Origin of the sequence: Polaribacter sp. Hel_I_88 (genome assembly GCF_000687935.1) — a bacterium.
In the GTDB taxonomy this organism is placed as follows: Bacteria; Bacteroidota; Bacteroidia; order Flavobacteriales; family Flavobacteriaceae; genus Polaribacter.
In genome coordinates this window covers 2,401,452-2,421,174 of sequence record NZ_JHZZ01000001.1, presented here as the reverse complement: position 1 = coordinate 2,421,174, position 19,723 = coordinate 2,401,452, and the positions used below count along the sequence as shown (strand labels likewise).

The 19,723-nt window shown below is 30.3% G+C and carries 16 protein-coding genes and 1 pseudogene; 3 read left to right on the top strand and 14 right to left on the bottom strand.

What is annotated here, in order from left to right; all coding sequences use genetic code 11:
- Positions 1–57: 57 nt before the first annotated feature.
- Together tpiA and P161_RS0110930 are read right to left on the bottom strand one after the other, a co-directional pair.
- Complete coding sequence (gene tpiA, locus P161_RS0110935) at positions 58–816, bottom strand: triose-phosphate isomerase (protein WP_026777034.1); 759 nt, start codon at positions 814–816, stop codon at positions 58–60.
- An 84-nt stretch (positions 817–900) separates the two neighbouring features.
- The gene (locus tag P161_RS0110930; RefSeq protein WP_026777033.1) at positions 901–1,392 is read right to left on the bottom strand and encodes a TlpA disulfide reductase family protein; all 492 of its coding nucleotides are present in this window, start codon (positions 1,390–1,392) and stop codon (positions 901–903) included.
- A gap of 84 nt (positions 1,393–1,476) precedes the next feature.
- Here P161_RS0110930 and pyrF point away from each other — a divergent pair, with 84 nt between their 5' ends.
- Complete coding sequence (pyrF, locus tag P161_RS0110925) at positions 1,477–2,313, top strand: orotidine-5'-phosphate decarboxylase (protein WP_026777032.1); 837 nt, start codon at positions 1,477–1,479, stop codon at positions 2,311–2,313.
- A gap of 234 nt (positions 2,314–2,547) precedes the next feature.
- Here the strand turns inward: pyrF and P161_RS19910 are convergent, their stop codons facing one another.
- The 3 genes from P161_RS19910 to P161_RS0110915 are packed head-to-tail and all read right to left on the bottom strand — an operon-like array spanning position 2,548 to position 7,220.
- The gene (locus tag P161_RS19910) at positions 2,548–2,754 is read right to left on the bottom strand and encodes a hypothetical protein (protein ID WP_231494735.1); all 207 of its coding nucleotides are present in this window, start codon (positions 2,752–2,754) and stop codon (positions 2,548–2,550) included.
- Entirely contained in the window at positions 2,735–4,033 is a 1,299-nt protein-coding gene (locus P161_RS18390) for a RagB/SusD family nutrient uptake outer membrane protein (protein ID WP_231494734.1), read from the bottom strand. Before P161_RS18390 ends, P161_RS19910 begins: the two co-directional genes overlap by 20 nt.
- A gap of 10 nt (positions 4,034–4,043) precedes the next feature.
- On the bottom strand, positions 4,044–7,220 hold the full coding sequence (locus P161_RS0110915; protein ID WP_026777031.1) for a SusC/RagA family TonB-linked outer membrane protein: 3,177 nt from the start codon (positions 7,218–7,220) through the stop codon (positions 4,044–4,046).
- A 383-nt stretch (positions 7,221–7,603) separates the two neighbouring features.
- On the opposite strand from P161_RS0110915, the pseudogene P161_RS0110905 reads away from it, so the two are divergent.
- Positions 7,604–7,873, top strand: a pseudogene (locus P161_RS0110905) (hypothetical protein); the annotation flags it as partial.
- 4 nt (positions 7,874–7,877) lie between these two features.
- Entirely contained in the window at positions 7,878–8,669 is a 792-nt protein-coding gene (locus P161_RS0110900) for an ABC transporter substrate-binding protein (RefSeq protein ID WP_026777029.1), read from the top strand.
- 1 nt (position 8,670) lies between these two features.
- Here P161_RS0110900 and P161_RS0110895 read toward each other — a convergent pair whose 3' ends face one another.
- From P161_RS0110895 to P161_RS0110855, 9 genes are all read right to left on the bottom strand, one after another.
- Positions 8,671–8,865 (bottom strand): hypothetical protein, encoded by a 195-nt coding sequence (locus P161_RS0110895; protein WP_026777028.1) that lies wholly within the window; start codon positions 8,863–8,865, stop codon positions 8,671–8,673.
- Positions 8,866–8,937: 72 nt separating this feature from the next.
- Positions 8,938–10,560: a family 16 glycosylhydrolase gene (locus P161_RS0110890; protein ID WP_026777027.1), complete on the bottom strand. Its 1,623-nt coding sequence runs from the start codon at positions 10,558–10,560 to the stop codon at positions 8,938–8,940.
- Positions 10,561–10,763: 203 nt separating this feature from the next.
- The gene (locus P161_RS0110885; RefSeq protein ID WP_026777026.1) at positions 10,764–12,398 is read right to left on the bottom strand and encodes a RagB/SusD family nutrient uptake outer membrane protein; all 1,635 of its coding nucleotides are present in this window, start codon (positions 12,396–12,398) and stop codon (positions 10,764–10,766) included.
- Between the two features lie 18 nt (positions 12,399–12,416).
- Positions 12,417–15,548 carry a TonB-dependent receptor gene (locus P161_RS0110880; protein WP_026777025.1) on the bottom strand — a complete coding sequence of 1,044 codons (3,132 nt, stop codon included), beginning with the start codon at positions 15,546–15,548 and terminating at the stop codon, positions 12,417–12,419.
- 262 nt (positions 15,549–15,810) lie between these two features.
- On the bottom strand, positions 15,811–16,521 hold the full coding sequence (locus P161_RS0110875; RefSeq protein WP_026777024.1) for a DUF4197 domain-containing protein: 711 nt from the start codon (positions 16,519–16,521) through the stop codon (positions 15,811–15,813).
- 55 nt (positions 16,522–16,576) lie between these two features.
- A complete protein-coding gene (locus P161_RS19730) occupies positions 16,577–16,741 on the bottom strand; it encodes a DUF5522 domain-containing protein (protein WP_197026340.1) in 165 nt (54 codons plus the stop codon).
- Positions 16,742–16,766: 25 nt separating this feature from the next.
- Entirely contained in the window at positions 16,767–18,206 is a 1,440-nt protein-coding gene (locus P161_RS18385; protein ID WP_036841408.1) for an NAD(P)/FAD-dependent oxidoreductase, read from the bottom strand.
- Between the two features lie 20 nt (positions 18,207–18,226).
- A complete protein-coding gene (locus tag P161_RS0110860; protein WP_026777023.1) occupies positions 18,227–19,288 on the bottom strand; it encodes a VOC family protein in 1,062 nt (353 codons plus the stop codon).
- 10 nt (positions 19,289–19,298) lie between these two features.
- Positions 19,299–19,715 carry a DUF4174 domain-containing protein gene (locus P161_RS0110855; protein ID WP_026777022.1) on the bottom strand — a complete coding sequence of 139 codons (417 nt, stop codon included), beginning with the start codon at positions 19,713–19,715 and terminating at the stop codon, positions 19,299–19,301.
- Positions 19,716–19,723: the final 8 nt, after the last annotated feature.

The window sequence follows — 19,723 nt, the reverse complement described above, 5'->3', positions numbered from 1 at the left end:
CGCAAATTTATTAGTTTTTAGAAGAAGTTTCGTTAATAAACTCCTATAAAATTATTTTTATATCGCTTTTATAATCGCAGTAAAGTCTTCAGCTTTTAAAGAGGCACCACCAATTAAACCTCCATCAACATCTGGTTTAGAGAAAATTTCTTCTGCATTTGCAGGTTTTACACTTCCTCCATATAAAATTGATACATTCTCAGCAACTTCTTTTCCGAACTTTTTGCTGATGGTTTCTCTTATGAAAGCATGCATATCTTGTGCTTGTTCTGGACTTGCAGTTTCTCCTGTTCCAATTGCCCAAACTGGTTCGTAAGCCAAAACAATATTTTTAAAGTTTGCAGCTTCTAAATGAAATAACGCGTTTTTTAACTGACTTTCAACAACCTTAAAATGATTTTCGCTTTTTCTTTCTTCTAACTTCTCACCAAAACAGAAAATAGCTTCTAAGCCATTTGCTAAAACAGCGTCCATTTTTTCTGCTAAAAGTGCATCAGTTTCATTAAAATATTCTCTTCTTTCAGAATGCCCAATAATAACCGTTTTAACATTTATAGATTTTAGCATATCCGCAGAAACCTCACCTGTATAAGCGCCACTTTTTGCTTGGTGCATATTTTGTGCAGCAACTTCTATTTTAGAATTATCAGCTCTTTTAATGGCAGTAGATAAATTAACATAAGAAGGACTGATGATTACTCTCGTGTTTTTTAAAGCTAATTTTTTAATCGCTTTTTTAATTCCTTTAATAAGTGCTTTCGTTTCAGCTTTATCAGCATTCATTTTCCAATTTCCAGCTACTATTTTTTGTCTCATGATTTTATACTTTTTTATATGATGTAAATTTAACAAAATGAAAAATAATTATCGTTCTTTAAGATAAATACTTACTAAAACGATTTATTTAGTTTTTTTTAATGCTTTTATAATTTTTTTATCTAATGGATCTATAGCTCTAAAAACTTCTATTTTTCCTTTTTCATCAATAACCATATACCTAGAAATCCAATTTAAGTTTACAAAATCAACAAAATCACCTTCTTCCATTCCTTTTGGTAAATTATAATGTTCGCCCACTAAATTGTATTTTTCGATGGCTCTATTCCAGGAAGGATTGCTAATATCTACTGATAAAAACAAAAAAGCAACCTCAGGAAATTCCGCTTGTAATTCCTTTACTTTTGGGAAACCAATAACGCAATCTTTGCACCAAGAAGCCCAAACATCAATAAATATTTTTTTCCCTTTTTGTTGATATAAAACTTCTCTCAGCGTAATTTTAGAATCGTCTAAACCAATTAACATTTCTAAATTAGCTTCTTCAGAAAATTCTTTAGGATCGTCTGAACACCCTACAAAAACAATAAATAATAAGAGAAATATTTTTTTCATAATGAAATATGTCAATTAAAAATGAATAACTAACGAATCTTAAAAGTTAAAAATAGTATTTTTGTAAAACTTTAAGTAAAAGTAATGACAACACAACAATTAGTATCACAAATAAATCAAAAAAAATCGTTTTTATGCATTGGTTTAGATGTAGATTTAGATAAAATTCCAACACATTTATTGGCTTTAGAGGATCCTATTTTTGAGTTTAATAAAGCCATTATAGATGCTACTCATCATTTATGTGTGGCTTACAAACCTAACACAGCTTTTTATGAAGCTTATGGAATTAAAGGTTGGCAGTCTTTAGAAAAAACCATAAAATACATCAATAAAAATCATCCAGAAATTTTTACAATTGCTGATGCAAAACGTGGTGATATTGGCAATACTTCAACTATGTATGCCAAAGCTTTTTTTAACGATTTAGCCTTCGATTCTGTGACTGTTGCACCTTATATGGGTAAAGATTCTGTAGAGCCTTTTTTAGCTTTTAAAGACAAACACACTATTCTATTAGCGTTAACCTCTAATGAAGGTGCTTTTGATTATCAAACTAAAAAAATTGACGAGGAAGAATTGTATAAACATATTTTAGAAACCTCTAAAACCTATAAAAATTCTGAAAACCTAATGTATGTTGTTGGTGCAACCAAAGCTGATTATTTTAAGGAAATCAGAAAAATTGTACCAAATTCCTTTTTACTAGTGCCTGGAGTTGGTGCTCAAGGTGGCAATTTGCAAGATGTATGTAAATATGGTTTATCAGAAAATGTAGGCTTATTAATCAACTCTTCTCGAGGAATTATTTACGCTTCGAATAATGAAGATTTTGCAGAAGTTGCTGCTCAGAATGCCAAAGAGTTACAATCTGAAATGGCAATAATCTTAAACCAGTTTTATGGTGATCACTCTTTTTAGTTACATTAATAATAGTTTAAAAGCTTTATAATTAATAATTCTAATAAAAAATCTAAAGAGAACTAAAACTTTTTTTGTCTTTTATTAATTTTTATTTGATTTAAGGAGTTTAATTACAAATCTTAAATTACATACTATTTTTTTGGCAACATTAGCTATTAAACCAAATTTATATACATAAAAAAACCAGAGAAATAATTTCTCTGGTTTAATATATATTTTAAAAAATTATTCTTAATTAATATCTGGATTTCCATCAAGTTCTCTTTGAGGAATTTCAAAAATCATTTTAGGATCTAATGCAGGTATTACAAGATCAGCTCCTGGCTGAACTAGGTTTTCCCTTCCATCTCTTCTGTTTAGTCCAACCCCATTTCTTGCCATATCAAAAGAAGCTAATCCATCTCCCCATAATTCAATTCTACGATATAATAAAATCATCTATTAAGGACTGACCTGTTTTTGTAGATTTCACGTAAGAATCATCTCTGGTTGTATTTAAATCAAATAATACTTGCTGAGCTTCTGCTTCTTTACCTTGTTTAGCTAAAGCTTCTGCTTTAGTTAAGTAAAACTCTGCATTTCTTAAATAAATATAATCTCCAATAAATACACCTGGTCCTGGTTGTGCAATAAACTTTAAACTTGTGTATTTAGGAGTAATATTGTAGTGTGTCCATGTACCTGGAACTATTATTACCCCAGAAGGATACTGTTGGTCTGCAAACCATTGTTTTCTTCTATCTGTATCTGGTATCATATTGTATAAATTAGAATTTACAGTTTTAAAATGATTCCAACCACTATATCCATCATTTATTTGACTTATATGAGAAAAGAAAGTTTGGTAAACTTCAGAAGTAGTTGCAGTTACTTCTGCACCCCATATTGTTTCTGATAAAGAAATCTCATCAAAACCATGCATTACATCTGTACTTAAAGACCCAACTTTCATTGCAATGTCTGCAAATTTTTCTGCTTCTGACCAGTTTTCGTACGTTAAGTGATATCTTGCTAAATAAGCAGCTGCTACATTTGCATCTACGATCTCTACACTTGGTCTGCTGTAATTGCTTAACCCTTCATAAGCTAGTGTTAAGTCATCAAGTATTTGTTTTTTAACATCACCAACAGGCATCTTTGGAGAACCAAGCTCTGCACCATTATTAAATGGAATAGACAATTCTGAATCTGATGCTCTTGTGTGTTGATACATTCTTAACAAGTAAAAATAAGCAATTCCTCTGTATGCATATGCTTTGTGTTTAAAAGCAATTACATTTTGATCTGTAGCAGTATCAGGAATTAAATTAATTACTTCATTAGCATCTTTAATAATTCTATAAAAAAATGTCCAAATAAAATCATTATCCCCAGATGTTAATATAGTATTATCATACCTATTCCAAGCACCAAACCAAGTGCTTCTACTCATATCTATATCATTACTTCTTAAATCCATTCCAAGATCAATTGCCTTCATTCCAAACTCAATTTCTCCTCCTTCTCCATCTCTAAAGTAAGATAGGATAGCGCCATCTATAGCCTCTATACCAACTGTACCACCAGCTGCTGAAATTTCATTGAAGTGAGTAGTAGTTAGATATCTTTCGTCTTCAAAACTTTGATCTAAATCTGCACATGAAATACCAAATACTGCAATAAAAATCAATGCGAAGTATTTTATATTTTTTACTTTAAAAAATTTATTTCGTTTCATAATATTATGTTTAATTAAGTTTTATATTTAATCCCATTGATAGAGTTCTATTGGCACCAAATTCTGCTGATGAAGAACCTACTGTATTTAATCTTGGGTCATAACCCTGTCTTGCACTATACAGTAAGAAGCCATTATTTACTGTACCATATAATCTAATGCTATCTATGTTATATTTTTTTATAGTCTCGTTTTGGAATAGATAACCAAAATTAATATTACTAATACTTAGATAACTTTGATCTACTAAATACATATCTGTTAATCTATATTGATCTGGTTCTAGTGGATCTACTCTTGGTAAACTAGCTGTTGGGTTATCTACTGTCCAGGTTTTGTCATAGTCTGCAAAATTAGTAACATTTGTAGTTGCTCCTAACAATCCAAAATACTCATTATCTATACCATAACCTCCTAATTGATATGCAAATTGAACAGCCAATGAAAAATTACCTACTTGAACATTCGTACCAAAACCACCTGTAATAGCTGGTATTGCTTTTTTATCTAAGAAATATCTATCTGCTTCAGAAAATACTTCTGTAATTACATCTTCGCCTGTAGCAGGATCTACTTTATACCATCTAGCGTTTCCATTTGCTGGATTTACTGGTGCAGATTTTCTCAAGAAATAGTCAAAAATACTTCTACCTTCTACTCTTCGGAAATTTCCACTTTGAATGGAATCTCTTCCAACTGGAAGTTTTGTAATTTCATTATGTAATGTAGAAAGGTTTGCATTAATATTTATATTTAATTTTTCCTTCTTTACCACATCTGCAGCAACTTCAACTTCAATACCACTATTTACCATTGACCCAATGTTTTCTGGTATTGATGGGTTTCCAGAAGAAACACGAAGTGGTGTATTAAATAAAAGATCATTTGACACTTTTCTATAATATCCTAAAGATAAATTAACCCTATTTAATAAACTCATTTCTAAAGCAATATCAAAACTAGCTGCTCTTTCCCAAGTTAATTGGTCATTTCCTAAGTACAATAATTGTGCAGTTAATTCCTCATTATTTTCATCTACTAAATACTGATTTTCATAAGCTACTAAATTTCTTCCTCCATCTGGATAAAAAATTCTATCGTTTCCTGTAGTACCATAATTCGCTGCCAATTTTGCATAGGTAACAGTATTAGAAATATCTTTCATAAAGTCTTCATTACTTATAACCCAAGATGCACCTGCAGACCAAAAAGCCCCCCAACGAACATTAGGATCAAACACAGAAGAAGCATCATATCTACCTGTTAAGTTAAGATAGTAACTATCATCTAATCCATAAATAAATCTAGAGAAATATCCCTCAGTAGTATATTTTGTATTATAGTTACTTGCACTAATATATTTAGAAGTATTATCTAATATTGGGCTAAAACCTCCAACAATATTATATTTAGTAAGACCTAAAGTAGTAAATTTTTCTTCATAAGTTTCATGTCCTAAAAGAACATCATAACTATGACGACCAAAGTCTTTTTTCCAAGTTAAAAGTTGTTGGTTTGTAAATGCAGAGAAATTATTTCTATTGTTTGTTAACAATCCATTTTGAGAGGCTGCAAAAGCACCAGCACCAGGTCGTGTAAAATCGATACCTTGATCTATTTCTGTTAGAAGATTTGCTACATATTCAAATTTAATATCTAAAGGCAAGTCAATCTTTGCTCTAAAACCTATATTAAAATTATCTTTTTCATTTGTTACTGTTGAATTTTCTATAACTGCAAGTGGGTGTTCTCCTGGAGCATAATTTCTAGGACCTCTTATATTTCCTCCCCCAAAGTCTTGAGGAACTCCAAAATCATATGCTCTACCTCCTGGATTATTTGGATTTAAAATTGGGTTCCAATTTGCATCATATTGATAAACTGGAAAAACAGGAGCAATTCTTCTTGTCCAAAAGAATGCATTAGAAAAGGTATTTCCACCATCACCAGGAACAAATTGACTGTAAGACTTTGCATAAGAAACATCTCCAGTTAAAGTTATAACTTTAGCAATATTACTTGCACTAACTTTAAATCGTGCAGTGTGTCTTTTAAAATTACTTCTTACTGTATAACCATTATTATTTTCTGTCCCTAGAGAAAAGTAATATGTCGTGTTTTCTGAACCTCCAGAAATATTTGCATTTGTAGAGTTAAATGTTGCTCGATCTCTAAACAGAGCATCTTCCCAACTATCGTTTACTAATAGATTTGCAGAAGGATTTAATCTACCAGTTAAAGGATCAATTAAGGTTTCATCGGAAACATCATATAAGTTATACCCTAAAGCACCTATTAAGTTATTAGAAGCTGTTTGTCTTGCCTGAGCAATGGTAACAGGAGTTCCAGCTTGCCCTTGAGCATAAAATTCAGAATTTGCAAGTACACTATGATAAGACTCATAAAATTCTCCAGGACCTTGAATTACGTCGTATTCTTTTGCTCCTCTTTGAGTAATACCTATTCTAGTGTCTACACTAACTAATGTTCTATTTTTACTTCCTTTTTTGGTTGTGATTAATAAAACACCATTCGATGCTTTATTACCATACAGTGAAGTTGAGGACGCATCTTTTAAAACACTTGTAGATGCAATGTCTTGTGGATTTATACTATTTAAACTTCCAGTATAAGGTACTCCATCCAAAACAATAAGCGGAGCACTATCTGCGTTTATAGATCCAAAACCACGAATCCTAATAATAGGATCAGAACCAGGTTGCCCATCAGCTTGAATAACTCTCAAACCAGAAACTAAACCTTCTAAACTTTTTACTGGATTTGAGAAAGTTGTTGCTTCTATTTGTTTTGCATCAATAACACTAACAGAACCGGTTATAGAAGCTCTAGATTGTGTACCATAAGCTACAATAACAACTTCATCTAAAGCGCTGGAATCTTCCTCTAGTGATACATTAATAACGTTAGAATTTGCTATTTTTTTCTCAACAGTCTTGTACCCTAAATATCTAAAGACTAATACATCTCCAGATTTTGTTTTAATAGTATATTTACCATTAAAATCAGTTTCTGTTCCAGTTCCTGTTCCTTTTACAGAAACACTTACTCCAGGCAAAGGTCCAGAAGCTTCAGACACAATTCCTGTTACTGTTTTTTCTTGTGCTAAAGTAACTTGCACAACTAAAGCTAAGAGTAGCGTTAGAAATCCTTTAAACTTTGTTTTCATCATTGGTTTGTTTGAATTAATTTTGCCAAATCTCTTAAAATTTTCTTAAAATAAAAAATTATCCCTACAAAATTTTTAATAAACACTAACAAAAAACAGATATCTTTATATTATTATCAAAATATTATGAAATTCATTAAATATTAATAAAAAACATAAATAAATAAATTTTAACATTTCTTATAAAAAAAGCACTTAATCTAACCAAAAATTGTAATTTTAAAATATTAAAATAAATAATTGTACAGTTTTCTTGATTAAGAAACCAATATGAAGTTTTTAAAGAGTAGTAATAATTAGTAATAGTTTAAGAAAATTGAAAATATTTCCTTTAAACATAAAAAAAATTAATTTTACTTTAATATTATATTAGTTTGTAAAATTATATGATTCAGAAAACTAAATTTAAAAAATTATAATTTTTGAAAAACATCAAGAAAATTGTACCAAATTCCTTTTTACTAGTGCCTGGAGTTGGTGCTCAAGGAGGCAATTTGCAAGATCTATGTAAATATGGTTTATCAGAAAATGTAGGCTTATTAATTAACTATTCTAGAGGAATTATTTACGCTTCAAATAATGAAGATTTTGCAGTAGTTGCTGCTCAGAAAGCCAAAGAGCTACAATGTGAAATGGAAATAATCTTAAATTAATTATATGAAATTCAAAGACCAAATAAATACCGTTTTTGAATTAAAGAATACTCCCCAAAGAATTATATGTTTAGTACCCAGCATTACAGAATTGCTGGTAGATTTAGGCTTGCAAAATAGCATTGTTGGTATTACTAAATTTTGTGTACACCCCAGTTTTTTAATAGAAGAAAAAATGATTGTTGGTGGCACAAAAAATATTAAAGTTGATAAAATAAAAGCACTTCAACCCGATATTATTCTTTGTAATAAAGAAGAAAACACCAAAGAAATTGTAGAAAGTTGCAGAGAAATTGCAATAACACATGTTTCTGATATTTATACAATTGCAGATACTTTAGCACTAATTCATCAATATGGAAAAATATTTAATTGTGAAGCAAAATCAAAACATATTATTTTAGAAATTCTCAAAAAACACAATAATTTTTTAAACTTTATTGAAAATAAAAGTATTAAAAAAGTCGCTTACTTTATTTGGAGAAAACCTTGGATGGTGGCTGCAAGTAATACGTTTATAAACTATTTATTAGATACAAATAAGTTCGAAAATATTTTCAAAAATCAAGAGAGATATCCAGAAATCGACTTGAAAGAACTCCAAAATTTAGAAAGAATAGACTATATTTTTTTATCATCTGAACCTTATCCTTTTAAAACAAACCATATTACTGAACTTCAAAAAAAATTCCCATCCACAAAAATAATTTTAGTGAATGGAGAATATTTTTCTTGGTATGGTTCTAGATTACTAAAAGCTTTTAAATACTTTAAAGAACTACACAATCAACTTTAAGTTAATTGATATAGGTAACTTCTTGATCTAAATAACCAACTTGACTTAATTTTTTTGAAAGCTTCATGGCTTTAAAAGCTGCTAAATCACTTATAGATTCATCTAAGAATCGATAATTATCAGATTTTTCAATTAAACTTAAATAGCTTTCTTGTAAGTGCTTTTTGTACTTTTCTAATTGTAGTATACGTGACATATTTATAAGGGGGATTAAAAAATAAATATACATATATTTTCTTAATCACCTAATAAATAACTTCTTAAAAAATTAGTTTTTTATAATTTTATGTGATGAATTTCCTTTATCTGATGCTAATCTTAAAAAATAAACACCTTTTGACAAGTTAGAAACATCTACTTTTTTGGCACTGTTTTCTAGGTAAAATTCTTGCACTTTTTGCCCAGTTATGGAATAAATAGTTCCTTTTGTATTTCCTAAATCTGATGAAAAACGGATATTTAAATCGTTATTTACCGGGTTTGGAAAAAGCGAAACATCTAGTAAATTATCATTTTCAGATACAGAAGCTGTAGACTCTTGATATACTCTTACATAATCAACTTCCATAGCACTTTCTGTAAAACCAGCTGTTATATTTGGTAAAATCGCTACGTTAAATAATAAATATTGGGGTGCATTATAAGGCCAATTTTGTATGTTTTTTATTGATGGATTATAGGTATAATGAACTTTTCCATCTACGCTAAAAATCATTTTATCTTCATTCCACTCTAAAGTATAAACATGAAACTCTGTAGATGCATTCGTAATTCTTTGACCTCCTTTATTTACAGTTCCACCAAAACTAGACCTGTTATGAAGCGCACTTTGCACAAAGTCTTGATTGTCTCCCCAATGTTCTATAATATCTACTTCTCCACAATCTGGCCAAGGAGTAGTTCCATGACTTGTTGCCCAATAACCACCTGTTTCTGTAATATTTTGTCCTAACATCCAAAGTGCAGGAAAAGTACCCACACCAAAAGGCATTTTTGCTCTAATTTCTACTTTTCCATAGGTGAAAGCATATTTAGAATTCAATCTTGCAGATGTGTAGTTTTTAGTAACATTATTATTATTTGTATAGGTTTCTTTTTTTGCCAATATTTTTAGAGTTCCATTACTGATGTAGGAATTATCCATCCTATCAGTATAATGCTGAATCTCTCCATTTGCCCAAGACTGTCCACCTTGAATTGGATAGGTTTGTTTAAACCATTTTGAGTCATCTAAATCTACAGTAACTCCAGGTTGCCCATCAAATTCATCTGACCAAACTAACCTATCAAATACAGGATCTTGGTTTATGTAAGTAGATTCGTAATAAGAAACGTCATCAATATAAGCCGTTACAAGATCTTTATTATTTTCTCCATTTACTTGAATTAAAACCCTGTTAAAATCAGTTCTAGAAACTGGTGTAGCTGAACCCGCATTTAAGTTGATATACCCATCATTTTTAAAATCAAACTCTACAGTTTGCCATGTGTTTAAAACAATTGGTTTTATAATTTCGGTTTGTGTAGACCAAGGTTCTGCTAAAGTGTTATTTTGCAATTTAAGCGAAACTTTATTTTCTTGATTTCCTGTAATGTCTGATGACGAAACATAAATCTTTATAGAGAAAGTATTTTTTATAGATAAGTCTAAGTTTGATGATGTGTCAAATCGAATATTAGCATACGAACCTCCAGTGTCATCATATTGTAAAACTGTTGAAGATGTATTAATTCCTATTTTAAATGGGTTTGCATAATTAGTATTTAAATCACAATCATCGCCTGCCCAAGTGGTAATTGTTCCATTACCTTCAAAATCATCTTGAATGATTTGTTGAGCAAATACATTTATGCTTAAAAATAGAAATACTAAAATATAAAAATTCTTCATGCTTGTAGATTAAGTAACAAAAATACAAACAGTAATACAAAATAAATGTTAAGGTTACCCATACATAAACAATACATAGAGGATTAAGTAGTTATAAAACACTAATAATTAAAAAAGTAATAATTATAGAACAAAAAAAAGCCAAAACTTTAAAAGTTTTGGCTTTAATACTATTTACTGATGCTAATTAAATATATATAATATTAATTTTGATCAGCAGGAGTAATATTTGGATTTGCATCAATTTCAGCTTGAGGAATTTTGAAAATCCAATCATCATTTACAGATGGTTTAGCTTGTTTAAATGCATTTTGATATAATGTTAAAGATGCTCCAGAACCACCATTTACTTCGTGGTCAATTGCTTCATCCCATCTAATTTTATCAGTGTAACCAAAACCTTCTCCCCATAATTCTACACGTCTTTGGAATTTAATTTCTGCCATTAAACTTGCTTGAGTATTAAAAGAAGTTACATCGTAAGCGCTATTTCTTTGACGACCTAATGGACCTAAAGCAGCTTGTGCACCTGGAACATCAGATAACATTGCTTTAGCTTCAGCCTCAATTAAGTACATTTCAGATGAACGCATAATTATAACATCATCTGGATCGATACTTCCTGGATTCTTTTGCTTTAATTTAAAGTGCATGTATGGGTGTAAATTATGTCCACTTACTAAACCATATTGACTTTTGATTGCTGCAACTCTTGCATTATAGACAGCTCTATCAGTATAATTAGGGTCATTTGCAAAACCTCCTTGTCCATTTGCTGCAGAAGTATTTGTATTTGGTGCATCTTTTATAAATACGTCACCTCTATAATCTGTTGCAGGAATTGCATCAATTAATCTTCTATCTGCAATCTTAGGATTATTTCTAATTTGACTACCATTAAAGGTATTACTAGCAAGGTAAAAATAAGCACGGAAAAAAGTAGTTTCTGCACCAATAACATTACTTCCCCAAATTACTTCAGATAAGTTATTTGTGTTAAATCCAGATTTCCAATCAGCTTCATCCATTAAAGGGAAACCTTGTCTTGCAGCAACAGCTGAAGAAGCTGCTGTTTGCCAGTCTCCTTTAGATAATGCCCAACGTGCTTTTAAACCATGTGCAACATTAATATTTAATTGCGATTTATCTCTTGCATCTCCAGTTGCTCTTGGAGCTGCATTAGTAAAAGCAGCTATTGAAGCGTCAAGATCTAAACCAATTTGATTATAAACCTCTTCTACAGTTGCTCTAGGTCCAGTTGTTTGTGGTTCTAAAATAATTGGCACACCTTTATCTGTTGCTGGGTTTCCAACTAAATAACCTTTTGCATAATGCTGTACTAAAGAAAGCAAAGCGTACGCTCTATAAGCATAAGCTTGTCCTTCAATTGCACGTAAACGTGGAGTTACAGGTAAATCTCCAGAACTAATTTTCTCAATTAACAAGTTAGCATGTAAAATGGTATTATAACGATGATACCATAATATTTCTACAACTCCAGATGTTTCTTGTGTATGAGCATTCCATTGCATTGCAGTTCTCCAACCTAAGTTGTTTGCATCAGCAGAATGTATTAATTCTCCAGCTAAATTATCTCCAAGAGGTATCCAAAATTGATTACCAGCTTGAGTATTTCCTGCTCCTGTAATTGTACCCGCTAATTGTGAGTACAAAGTACTATGAACTCCATTTAAAACTTTTTCCATATCCTCAACTGTTCCCAATGCAATTGCAGGAGTAACAGCATCTGTTGGTGTAGTTTCCAAAAAATCATCTTCACAGGATACAAAAAACGCAGCGAAGACTACAAGTATTGATATTTTTATTTTATGTAACATAATTATTATTTTAATTTATTAAAATGATACGTTTAAGCCTAAAGAAAATATTCTTGCAGGGTTAAAATTATTTCCGGCTGCAGTACCAGCTAAGCCAAATTGAGGATTTAATCCTTTTCTAGCACTTTTAAAGTACAAGTTTTCTCCTGTAAGAGAAACTCTTAAAGCATCTATTCCTAAATTATCTAAAACTTTGTCATCAAAAGCATAGCCTAAGTTAACGTTTCTTAAGGACCAGAATGATGCATCTGTTATAAATCTGTCAGATTGAGTTCTTACTAAGTCTACGTTTCCATTTTCTAATCTTGGAACATCTGTAATATCTCCTGGATTTTTCCAAGCATTTAAAGCATCTGGATGAACAGAATCTCCATAACGTCCACTATGCATCATAGAAGAATATCCATTATCTAATACACTACCACCAATTCCGTAAGTAATCAAGAAATTTAATGAAATACCTTTATAACTAAAATCATTAGAAATAGAACCTAAAATATCTGGAATAGATGAATCACCTGTATAAGCTCTTTCTGTATCTTCCCAATCATTTGTTGTTTCGATATTTCCATTTGCATCTAAAACAGGAACACTGTCTCCATCTGCATTTACTTCATACTTCAAAAATAATTGATCTCCAGTTGCAGGATCTACACCAGCAGTTCTTAATAAGAAAAAGTCAAATCTTGATCTACCAATTTCCCATCTTTTAGAACCATTTACAAAAGGATCTGGAAGGAATGTAATTTCATTTTTAAGTGTAGAAGCCTGTAAAGTCATATCCCATTTAAAATCTTGATTCTTTAATAAATGAGCAGTTAAAGATAATTCTACACCTGAGTTAAACATATCACCAATATTACTTGGTTGTACATTGATACCTACACTTGGTGAAATTGGCAAGTCATATAATAAATCTGTTGAATTTCTTTTATAGTATTCAATAGAACCATCTAAGAAATTATCAAACATAGTAAACTCTAAAGCTACATCAAAGTTTTCGATAGTTTCCCATTGTAAATCATTGTTTCCTAAATCAGAAATAGCAAATGCTCCTAATGCTGCATTTGAAGTAATTCCAAATCTAGCTTGGTATAAAAAGAAATCTCCTAAATTATCATTTCCTACTTCACCCCAAGAAGCTCTTAGTTTTAATCTATCTACAAAAGATACATTTTCCATAAACTTTTCTTTATCAATACTCCAAGAACCACCTATAGAGTAAAAGTTACCCCATCTAGATTCTTGACTAAATACTGAAGAAGCATCACGTCTGAAAGAAGCGCTTAAGAAATATTTATTATCATAATTATAATTTAATCTCGATAAATATCCTTCAACAGATTTTCTACTAGAAGAACCTCCTAAACTTACGATATTTGAAAAGTTTACAAATTCGAAAATACCTGCAGTAGATTGAACAGTAGCTAAACCATTATTCCCAGAAAATAATCTGTTAAAACTTTCATGACCTAATGTTAAATCGAAGTTGTGATCTTTAAAGCTCTTGTTATATTTTAAAACTTGAGTAAAGTTCTGAACCTCTCTTCTACCTCTTGTTTCACTATACCTTCCATCAGGTTGAGCATCTCCAATAATGTTATTTTCATACTCTTTTTCAAGAAGGTCTTGAATATCTCTACCATAATTTAAACTAAAAGTTAAACCTTCTATAATCTCGTAATCTGCAGAAAATCTAAAACCATATGCATTGTCTCTATCTCTTTCGTCATTTAACAATAATTCTTGTAATGCATGACGTCCTTGGCTATAAGGTCTTGAGCCTATGTTAAATTGGCTATATCCTTCTCCATTATCGAATATAGGATTACCAATTTCATCTAAAGCTAAGTTACCATTTAAATCATTTACAAATACTGGATATACAGAACCAATACCTTGAGCAAAACCAAATGGATTTACAATACTTCCTGTACCAGCAGAACTAGGTCCTGAAGTTTCAGATAAAGTAATATTTGCACTAGCAGAGATTTTTAATTTATCATTAACATCAAAATCTGCATTTAAACGAGTTGTTAATCTATCAAAATTAGTAGACTTTACATACCCTTCTTCCTCTAAATAAGAAGTTGAGAAAAATACTCTATGATTTTCTCCTCCACCAGAAACATTTACGTTATAATTTTGTCTGATACCAGTTTGTTCCATAAAATCAAACCAATCTAAGCTTTTATAAATAACTTGTGCATTTGGATTTAATTTACCATCTACTCCAACAATTTGATCATTTGGTACATTAAAAGGATTATATCCTAATTGGTTATAAATATTAGCACTTGCAAAAGCTGGATCACCATTACCTGCAGGAGAATTTTTTAACGCTTCCCACATTACTTCATAATATTGACCTGGAGAAACTTCATCATAAAAGAACTGGTCTGAACGAGTAACTAAACCACCTTGCATAGAAGCACTAACTTTTATAGTACCATCTTTTTTACCGCTTTTAGTTGTAATAATTACAACACCATTAGCTGCTCTTGCTCCATAAAGAGAGGTTGAAGCTGCATCCTTTAAAACTGTAAGAGAAGCAATATCTTCTTGGTTAATAGTATTTAAACCACCTTCAAACTGAATACCATCTACAATAAATAATGGATCTGTACTACCATTTAAAGTACCAACACCACGAATTACAATTCCTGGAGTTGAACCTGGTTGCCCATTTGTAGAAGTAAACTGTACACCTGTAACTTTACCTTCTATAGCTGCAATTGGTGAAGTTAAATTTCTAGTTTCTAAATCCTTAGCACCAACAACACCAACAGAACCTGTTAAAGCTTCTTTAGTTGTTGTTCCGTAAGCAACAACAACTACCTCTTCTAGTACACTGTTATCTTCTAACATTGTAACATCGATAGTTCTTGAGTTGCCTACAACCTTCTCAATTCTTTTGTAACCTAAATACCTATAAACTAACGTATTTCCTACTTCAGCATTTATAGTATATTTTCCATTAAAATCTGTCTCTGTACCCTTGCTTGTACCTTTAATTGAGACACTTACACCAGGAAGTGCTCCTGATGAATCATTTACAGTTCCTGAAATGGACACTGACTGTGCATTAGTTATTAGTATAGCTCCTAAAAAGAGAAATAAAAATAAACCTTTCTTGTAAGTTTGTTTCATAAAATTTAAGTTGAATTTGTTTTATAGTAACAAACATAAATATTTTGTTAAAACTTACACTATAAAAAACCAATTTTAACACAAAAAAATAACAAAAAGTTTTGAAAAAATTGTGCAGGATAAGAAACAACACAACTACCTAAATAACAACAACTTAACTTGTTGTGAATTAATTAATATATGGTAAAATAGTTTTTTTGAGTTTTAAAATTTATGGCACAAAAACCAACTTACTCAAAATACTTAAATTACGTAGTATTTTTTATTTATTATCCTGCAAAGCAAACACTTGTTTTAATAATGTTGTAGATCTTAAACCAACTTTTTCTCTGATTCCTTTTTCTTCTATTTCAATCATTGTAAAAACCCCTTTTAACGCTTGTTCAGTAACATAAGCAGTTAAATCTGGGTTGACACTTTTTACAAAAGGAATCGAATTATATCTTGTAATTAAATTACTCCATATTTTATCTGCACCAACTTTAGCAAAAGAATCGTTTATTACAGGACTAAAACTATTGTATAAGCTTTGGTTTGTTTTGGCTTGTAAAAAAGAAGTTGCAGCGTTATTATCACCTAACAAAATATTTTTTGCATCGTTAAAAGTGATTTCTTTTACAGCATTTACAAAAATAGGCGTTGCCTTTTTTACTGCATCTTCTGCTGCTCTGTTTAATACCTTGATACCTTCATCTGCTAAATTACCCAAACCTATTTGGCGTAAACCTTTATCTACAGCTTGTAATTCTTCTGGTAGTAATATTTTTACCAATTCGTTTCTGTAAAAACCATCAGTAGAAGTTAGTTTCGTTACTTGATTATTGATACCTTGATCTAATGCTTGTCTTAAACCATTCCCTATTTGATCTTGAGTTAACCCTCCTCCATTTGGTAATTGACTTGCTATTTTTTGCAATTCTGCACAACCTGCAAACTGAATTGCAAATACTAAAACTATAATCCTTTTTATCATTTTCTATATTTTGAATATCTACTTATTTGATACATATCTTTCGTAAAAGTCACTATTACTTAAATGTATCTGTTTTTTTATCATATCCATAAGGACAATGTCTGCAACCACTTTTGCAGCAATACCCTCTTTTTTTATGATATTTTTCAGTAAAAACCTTGTAGCCTTCAGGTGTTAGATAAAAGTCGTCTTCCTCTAGCTCTTTTCTTGATGTAAACATTTTGCAAAAATACGCGAAATAAAGCTTATTTAAAGAGCAATCTTTTATCTTTTATAGAATTTAATCTTAAAACTTTATAATCTAAAATGTAGTTTTGATACAATCTCCAAGGAAATTTATCGCCTTGTTTTGGTAAAATATCTTTAGCCCTGTGAATATATCCAGAATCTAAATTTATAAGTGGTAATTCCCCTAAACTTTCTTCAATAACAGTAGCATTCACAGCTTTAAAGTTATTTTTATCTAAATATTTTAGCATCCTAGAAATATACTCGCTGGTTAAATCGCTTTTTAAAGTCCAAGATGCATTTGTATAGCCAGCAAAAACAAAGAAGTTTGGCAGTTCACTTAACATTAATCCTTTATAAATATATTGTTTGGTAATATCAAAAGACTTGTTATTTAAAGAAATTTTAGCCCCTCCAAAAGGCAGCAACTTTAAACCTGTTGCACTTATTATAATATCTGCTTCTAGAATTTTACCTGACTTTAAAAGAATTCCATTTTCAACAAACGTGTCAATAATTTCTGTTTCTACAGAGGCTTTCCCTTTTTTTATGGCTTTAAAAAAATCGCCATCAGGAACCAAACAAAAACGTTGATCCCAAGGTTTATAATCTGGAGTAAAATGTGGTTCTAGAGGAAAATCTCCAAGCTCTTTTTGGATACCTTTTAAAACAACATTTTTCATTGTTTTTGGAAATTTTCTACAAAGATTATAAAAAAGCATATCTGCTAAAATATTTTTACCTCTTACCAAAGTGTGTGCAACTTTACTTGGGAATAAAAATTTTATAAATTTTGCTACTTTATCTTTATTGGGCAAAGCTGCAATATATGTTGGAGATCTTTGCAACATGGTTACTTTTGTAACTTCATCAGCAATTTTAGGCACTATAGTAACTGCTGTTGCTCCACTACCAATAACGACTACTTTTTTATTTTTATAATCTAAATTTGTATCCCATTTTTGTGGATGGATAAATTGACCCTTAAAGTTTTCAAATCCTTTAAATTCTGGAGTATAACCATGATCGTAGTTGTAATAACCACTTGCATTAAAAATAAACTGAGAAGTATAAAAGTGCTCTTCTTTTGTTTTTGGATTGATGGTTTTAACTGTCCATAAATTTTTAGAAGTATCAAAATTATACGAAATAACTTTTTGGTTGAAGGTGATTTTTTCTTTTACATGATATTCTTCTGTGGCTTCATGTAAATATTTTAAAATGGATGGAGCATCAGCAAAAGATTTATCATCATCCCAAGTTTTAAAGGAATAGCCAAAGGTATACATATCAGAATCTGAACGAATTCCTGGATATTTAAATAAGCTCCATGTTCCTCCTATTTCTGTTCTAGCTTCAAGAATTTTGTAGGTTTTATTTTTGTTTTTTCTTTCTAAATGACAAGCTGCTCCAATTCCTGATAAACCTGCACCAATAATTATAATATCAACATCCATTCTATCAGCTTAGTATTTATTTAAAATTTAATCCTCTTTAAATTCATGGCTTTGATCATCCAATTTGGTAAAGGTTTCTTCGGGTTTCTATTTTTTAGGTTGATGTTTAAACCTATTTTTTTTATCAAAGGAACTTTATTGGTTTCAATAAATTCTATAAGCGTTCCGTCAAAATCTTCTATATATCCCCAATGACCATTAGCATCTCCCATATCAAAAGATTCCCCACTAATTACTTGAAAAGGAACTTTTATATCTGAACATTCTTTAGCTAATTGTTTGATATTTTTAACATCAAAACATAAATGAATATACCCTAAGTCTCCCCAAAATCTGTTTTCAAAAATTTTATCGGGCTCGTTTTCAATGGCTTGAATTAATTCAATTTGACTTTCGCCAAACAATTTAGCAAAACCTCCACTTCTTTTTTCTGAGTGAGAAAGTAGAATTCTTCTAAATTTTTTATTCCCGTTTTTCAAGGATGATAAATCTTCAAAAACATCAGTTTTATCATAAATAACAGTTTCATAACCTAATGTATCAGCATACAATTTTAAAGACTCATCAATATTAGAAACACCAATGACAGCAGAAAAAATACCACCAACATCATTTTTTTGATCGGCGTAAAAATTAGAAAATTCCTTAACTTTTAAAATATTATCAAAAGGATCTTTTAAATAAAATGATTTTTTATCATCTGGATCTAAAACAATTTCTGATAAAATATTTTCATTTGAAGCTTTTAGTCGCTCAAAAGTTGCTGTTATATTTCTTGACTTAATTACAGGAAAATGAATTCCCAAATCGCCAATTTTGAATTCATTTTTAGGTTTAGCTGGTTTTCTTTCTTTGTATTGCCAAATTTCATAACCTCCTCCACCTTGCATATTCAAAGCTAATAAAGCGCGTTTTTTTCTTGCTTTACCACCCATATATTTTGCCATATAAGTAGCTTCGTTACTATCATCAAAAATTAAAGCATCTGCACCTAAAGTTTGGGCATACCATTTAAAAGCTGCATCTGCATTTTCAACGCCAATACCAATTTGTTGAATACCATAAATTAATTTTTCAGTCATAAATAAATGGCTAATTTTTGCGTTTTAGTTCGTTTCTTCTCATTGGCATTCCATCAATAATTGTAAATAATTTTTCGGGTGATAAAATTGAATTTTGCTCTAATTTTACACCTCCATCTAACCCTAGCAACATCACTTTAAAACGCTCGTTATCTTTTACGTATTTTTTAAATAAAGAGTTTGAAGCAGACCAAACTTCGTTAAAATTCTTTGTAAACTCATTTTTTGTAAATTGATAAACCACCAATTTTCTTTCTTCTAAACCTTTTTTATGTTCTGATAATATTGTTATTTGATGTTTAAAAGCATCCGCATTTTTATCATCCGTAAAAATTAGTAAAACTCTATTTTCCCATTGATGTTTGGATAAATCTTGACTAAATGGGCTAAGTGTAGAAAGCATTAAAAAGAAAGTTAGTTTTTTCATCAAAATTA

What these genes read in the sequence shown, in the direction of transcription:
- tpiA (WP_026777034.1), bottom strand. Translation starts at nt 816, where the DNA reads ATGAGACAAAAAATAGTAGCTGGAAATTGGAAAATGAATGCTGATAAA.
- P161_RS0110930 (WP_026777033.1), bottom strand. Translation starts at nt 1,392, where the DNA reads ATGAAAAAAATATTTCTCTTATTATTTATTGTTTTTGTAGGGTGTTCA.
- pyrF (WP_026777032.1), top strand. Translation starts at nt 1,477, where the DNA reads ATGACAACACAACAATTAGTATCACAAATAAATCAAAAAAAATCGTTT.
- P161_RS19910 (WP_231494735.1), bottom strand. Translation starts at nt 2,754, where the DNA reads ATGATTTTATTATATCGTAGAATTGAATTATGGGGAGATGGATTAGCT.
- P161_RS18390 (WP_231494734.1), bottom strand. Translation starts at nt 4,033, where the DNA reads ATGAAACGAAATAAATTTTTTAAAGTAAAAAATATAAAATACTTCGCA.
- P161_RS0110915 (WP_026777031.1), bottom strand. Translation starts at nt 7,220, where the DNA reads ATGAAAACAAAGTTTAAAGGATTTCTAACGCTACTCTTAGCTTTAGTT.
- P161_RS0110900 (WP_026777029.1), top strand. Translation starts at nt 7,878, where the DNA reads ATGAAATTCAAAGACCAAATAAATACCGTTTTTGAATTAAAGAATACT.
- P161_RS0110895 (WP_026777028.1), bottom strand. Translation starts at nt 8,865, where the DNA reads ATGTCACGTATACTACAATTAGAAAAGTACAAAAAGCACTTACAAGAA.
- P161_RS0110890 (WP_026777027.1), bottom strand. Translation starts at nt 10,560, where the DNA reads ATGAAGAATTTTTATATTTTAGTATTTCTATTTTTAAGCATAAATGTA.
- P161_RS0110885 (WP_026777026.1), bottom strand. Translation starts at nt 12,398, where the DNA reads ATGTTACATAAAATAAAAATATCAATACTTGTAGTCTTCGCTGCGTTT.
- P161_RS0110880 (WP_026777025.1), bottom strand. Translation starts at nt 15,548, where the DNA reads ATGAAACAAACTTACAAGAAAGGTTTATTTTTATTTCTCTTTTTAGGA.
- P161_RS0110875 (WP_026777024.1), bottom strand. Translation starts at nt 16,521, where the DNA reads ATGATAAAAAGGATTATAGTTTTAGTATTTGCAATTCAGTTTGCAGGT.
- P161_RS19730 (WP_197026340.1), bottom strand. Translation starts at nt 16,741, where the DNA reads ATGTTTACATCAAGAAAAGAGCTAGAGGAAGACGACTTTTATCTAACA.
- P161_RS18385 (WP_036841408.1), bottom strand. Translation starts at nt 18,206, where the DNA reads ATGGATGTTGATATTATAATTATTGGTGCAGGTTTATCAGGAATTGGA.
- P161_RS0110860 (WP_026777023.1), bottom strand. Translation starts at nt 19,288, where the DNA reads ATGACTGAAAAATTAATTTATGGTATTCAACAAATTGGTATTGGCGTT.
- P161_RS0110855 (WP_026777022.1), bottom strand. Translation starts at nt 19,715, where the DNA reads ATGAAAAAACTAACTTTCTTTTTAATGCTTTCTACACTTAGCCCATTT.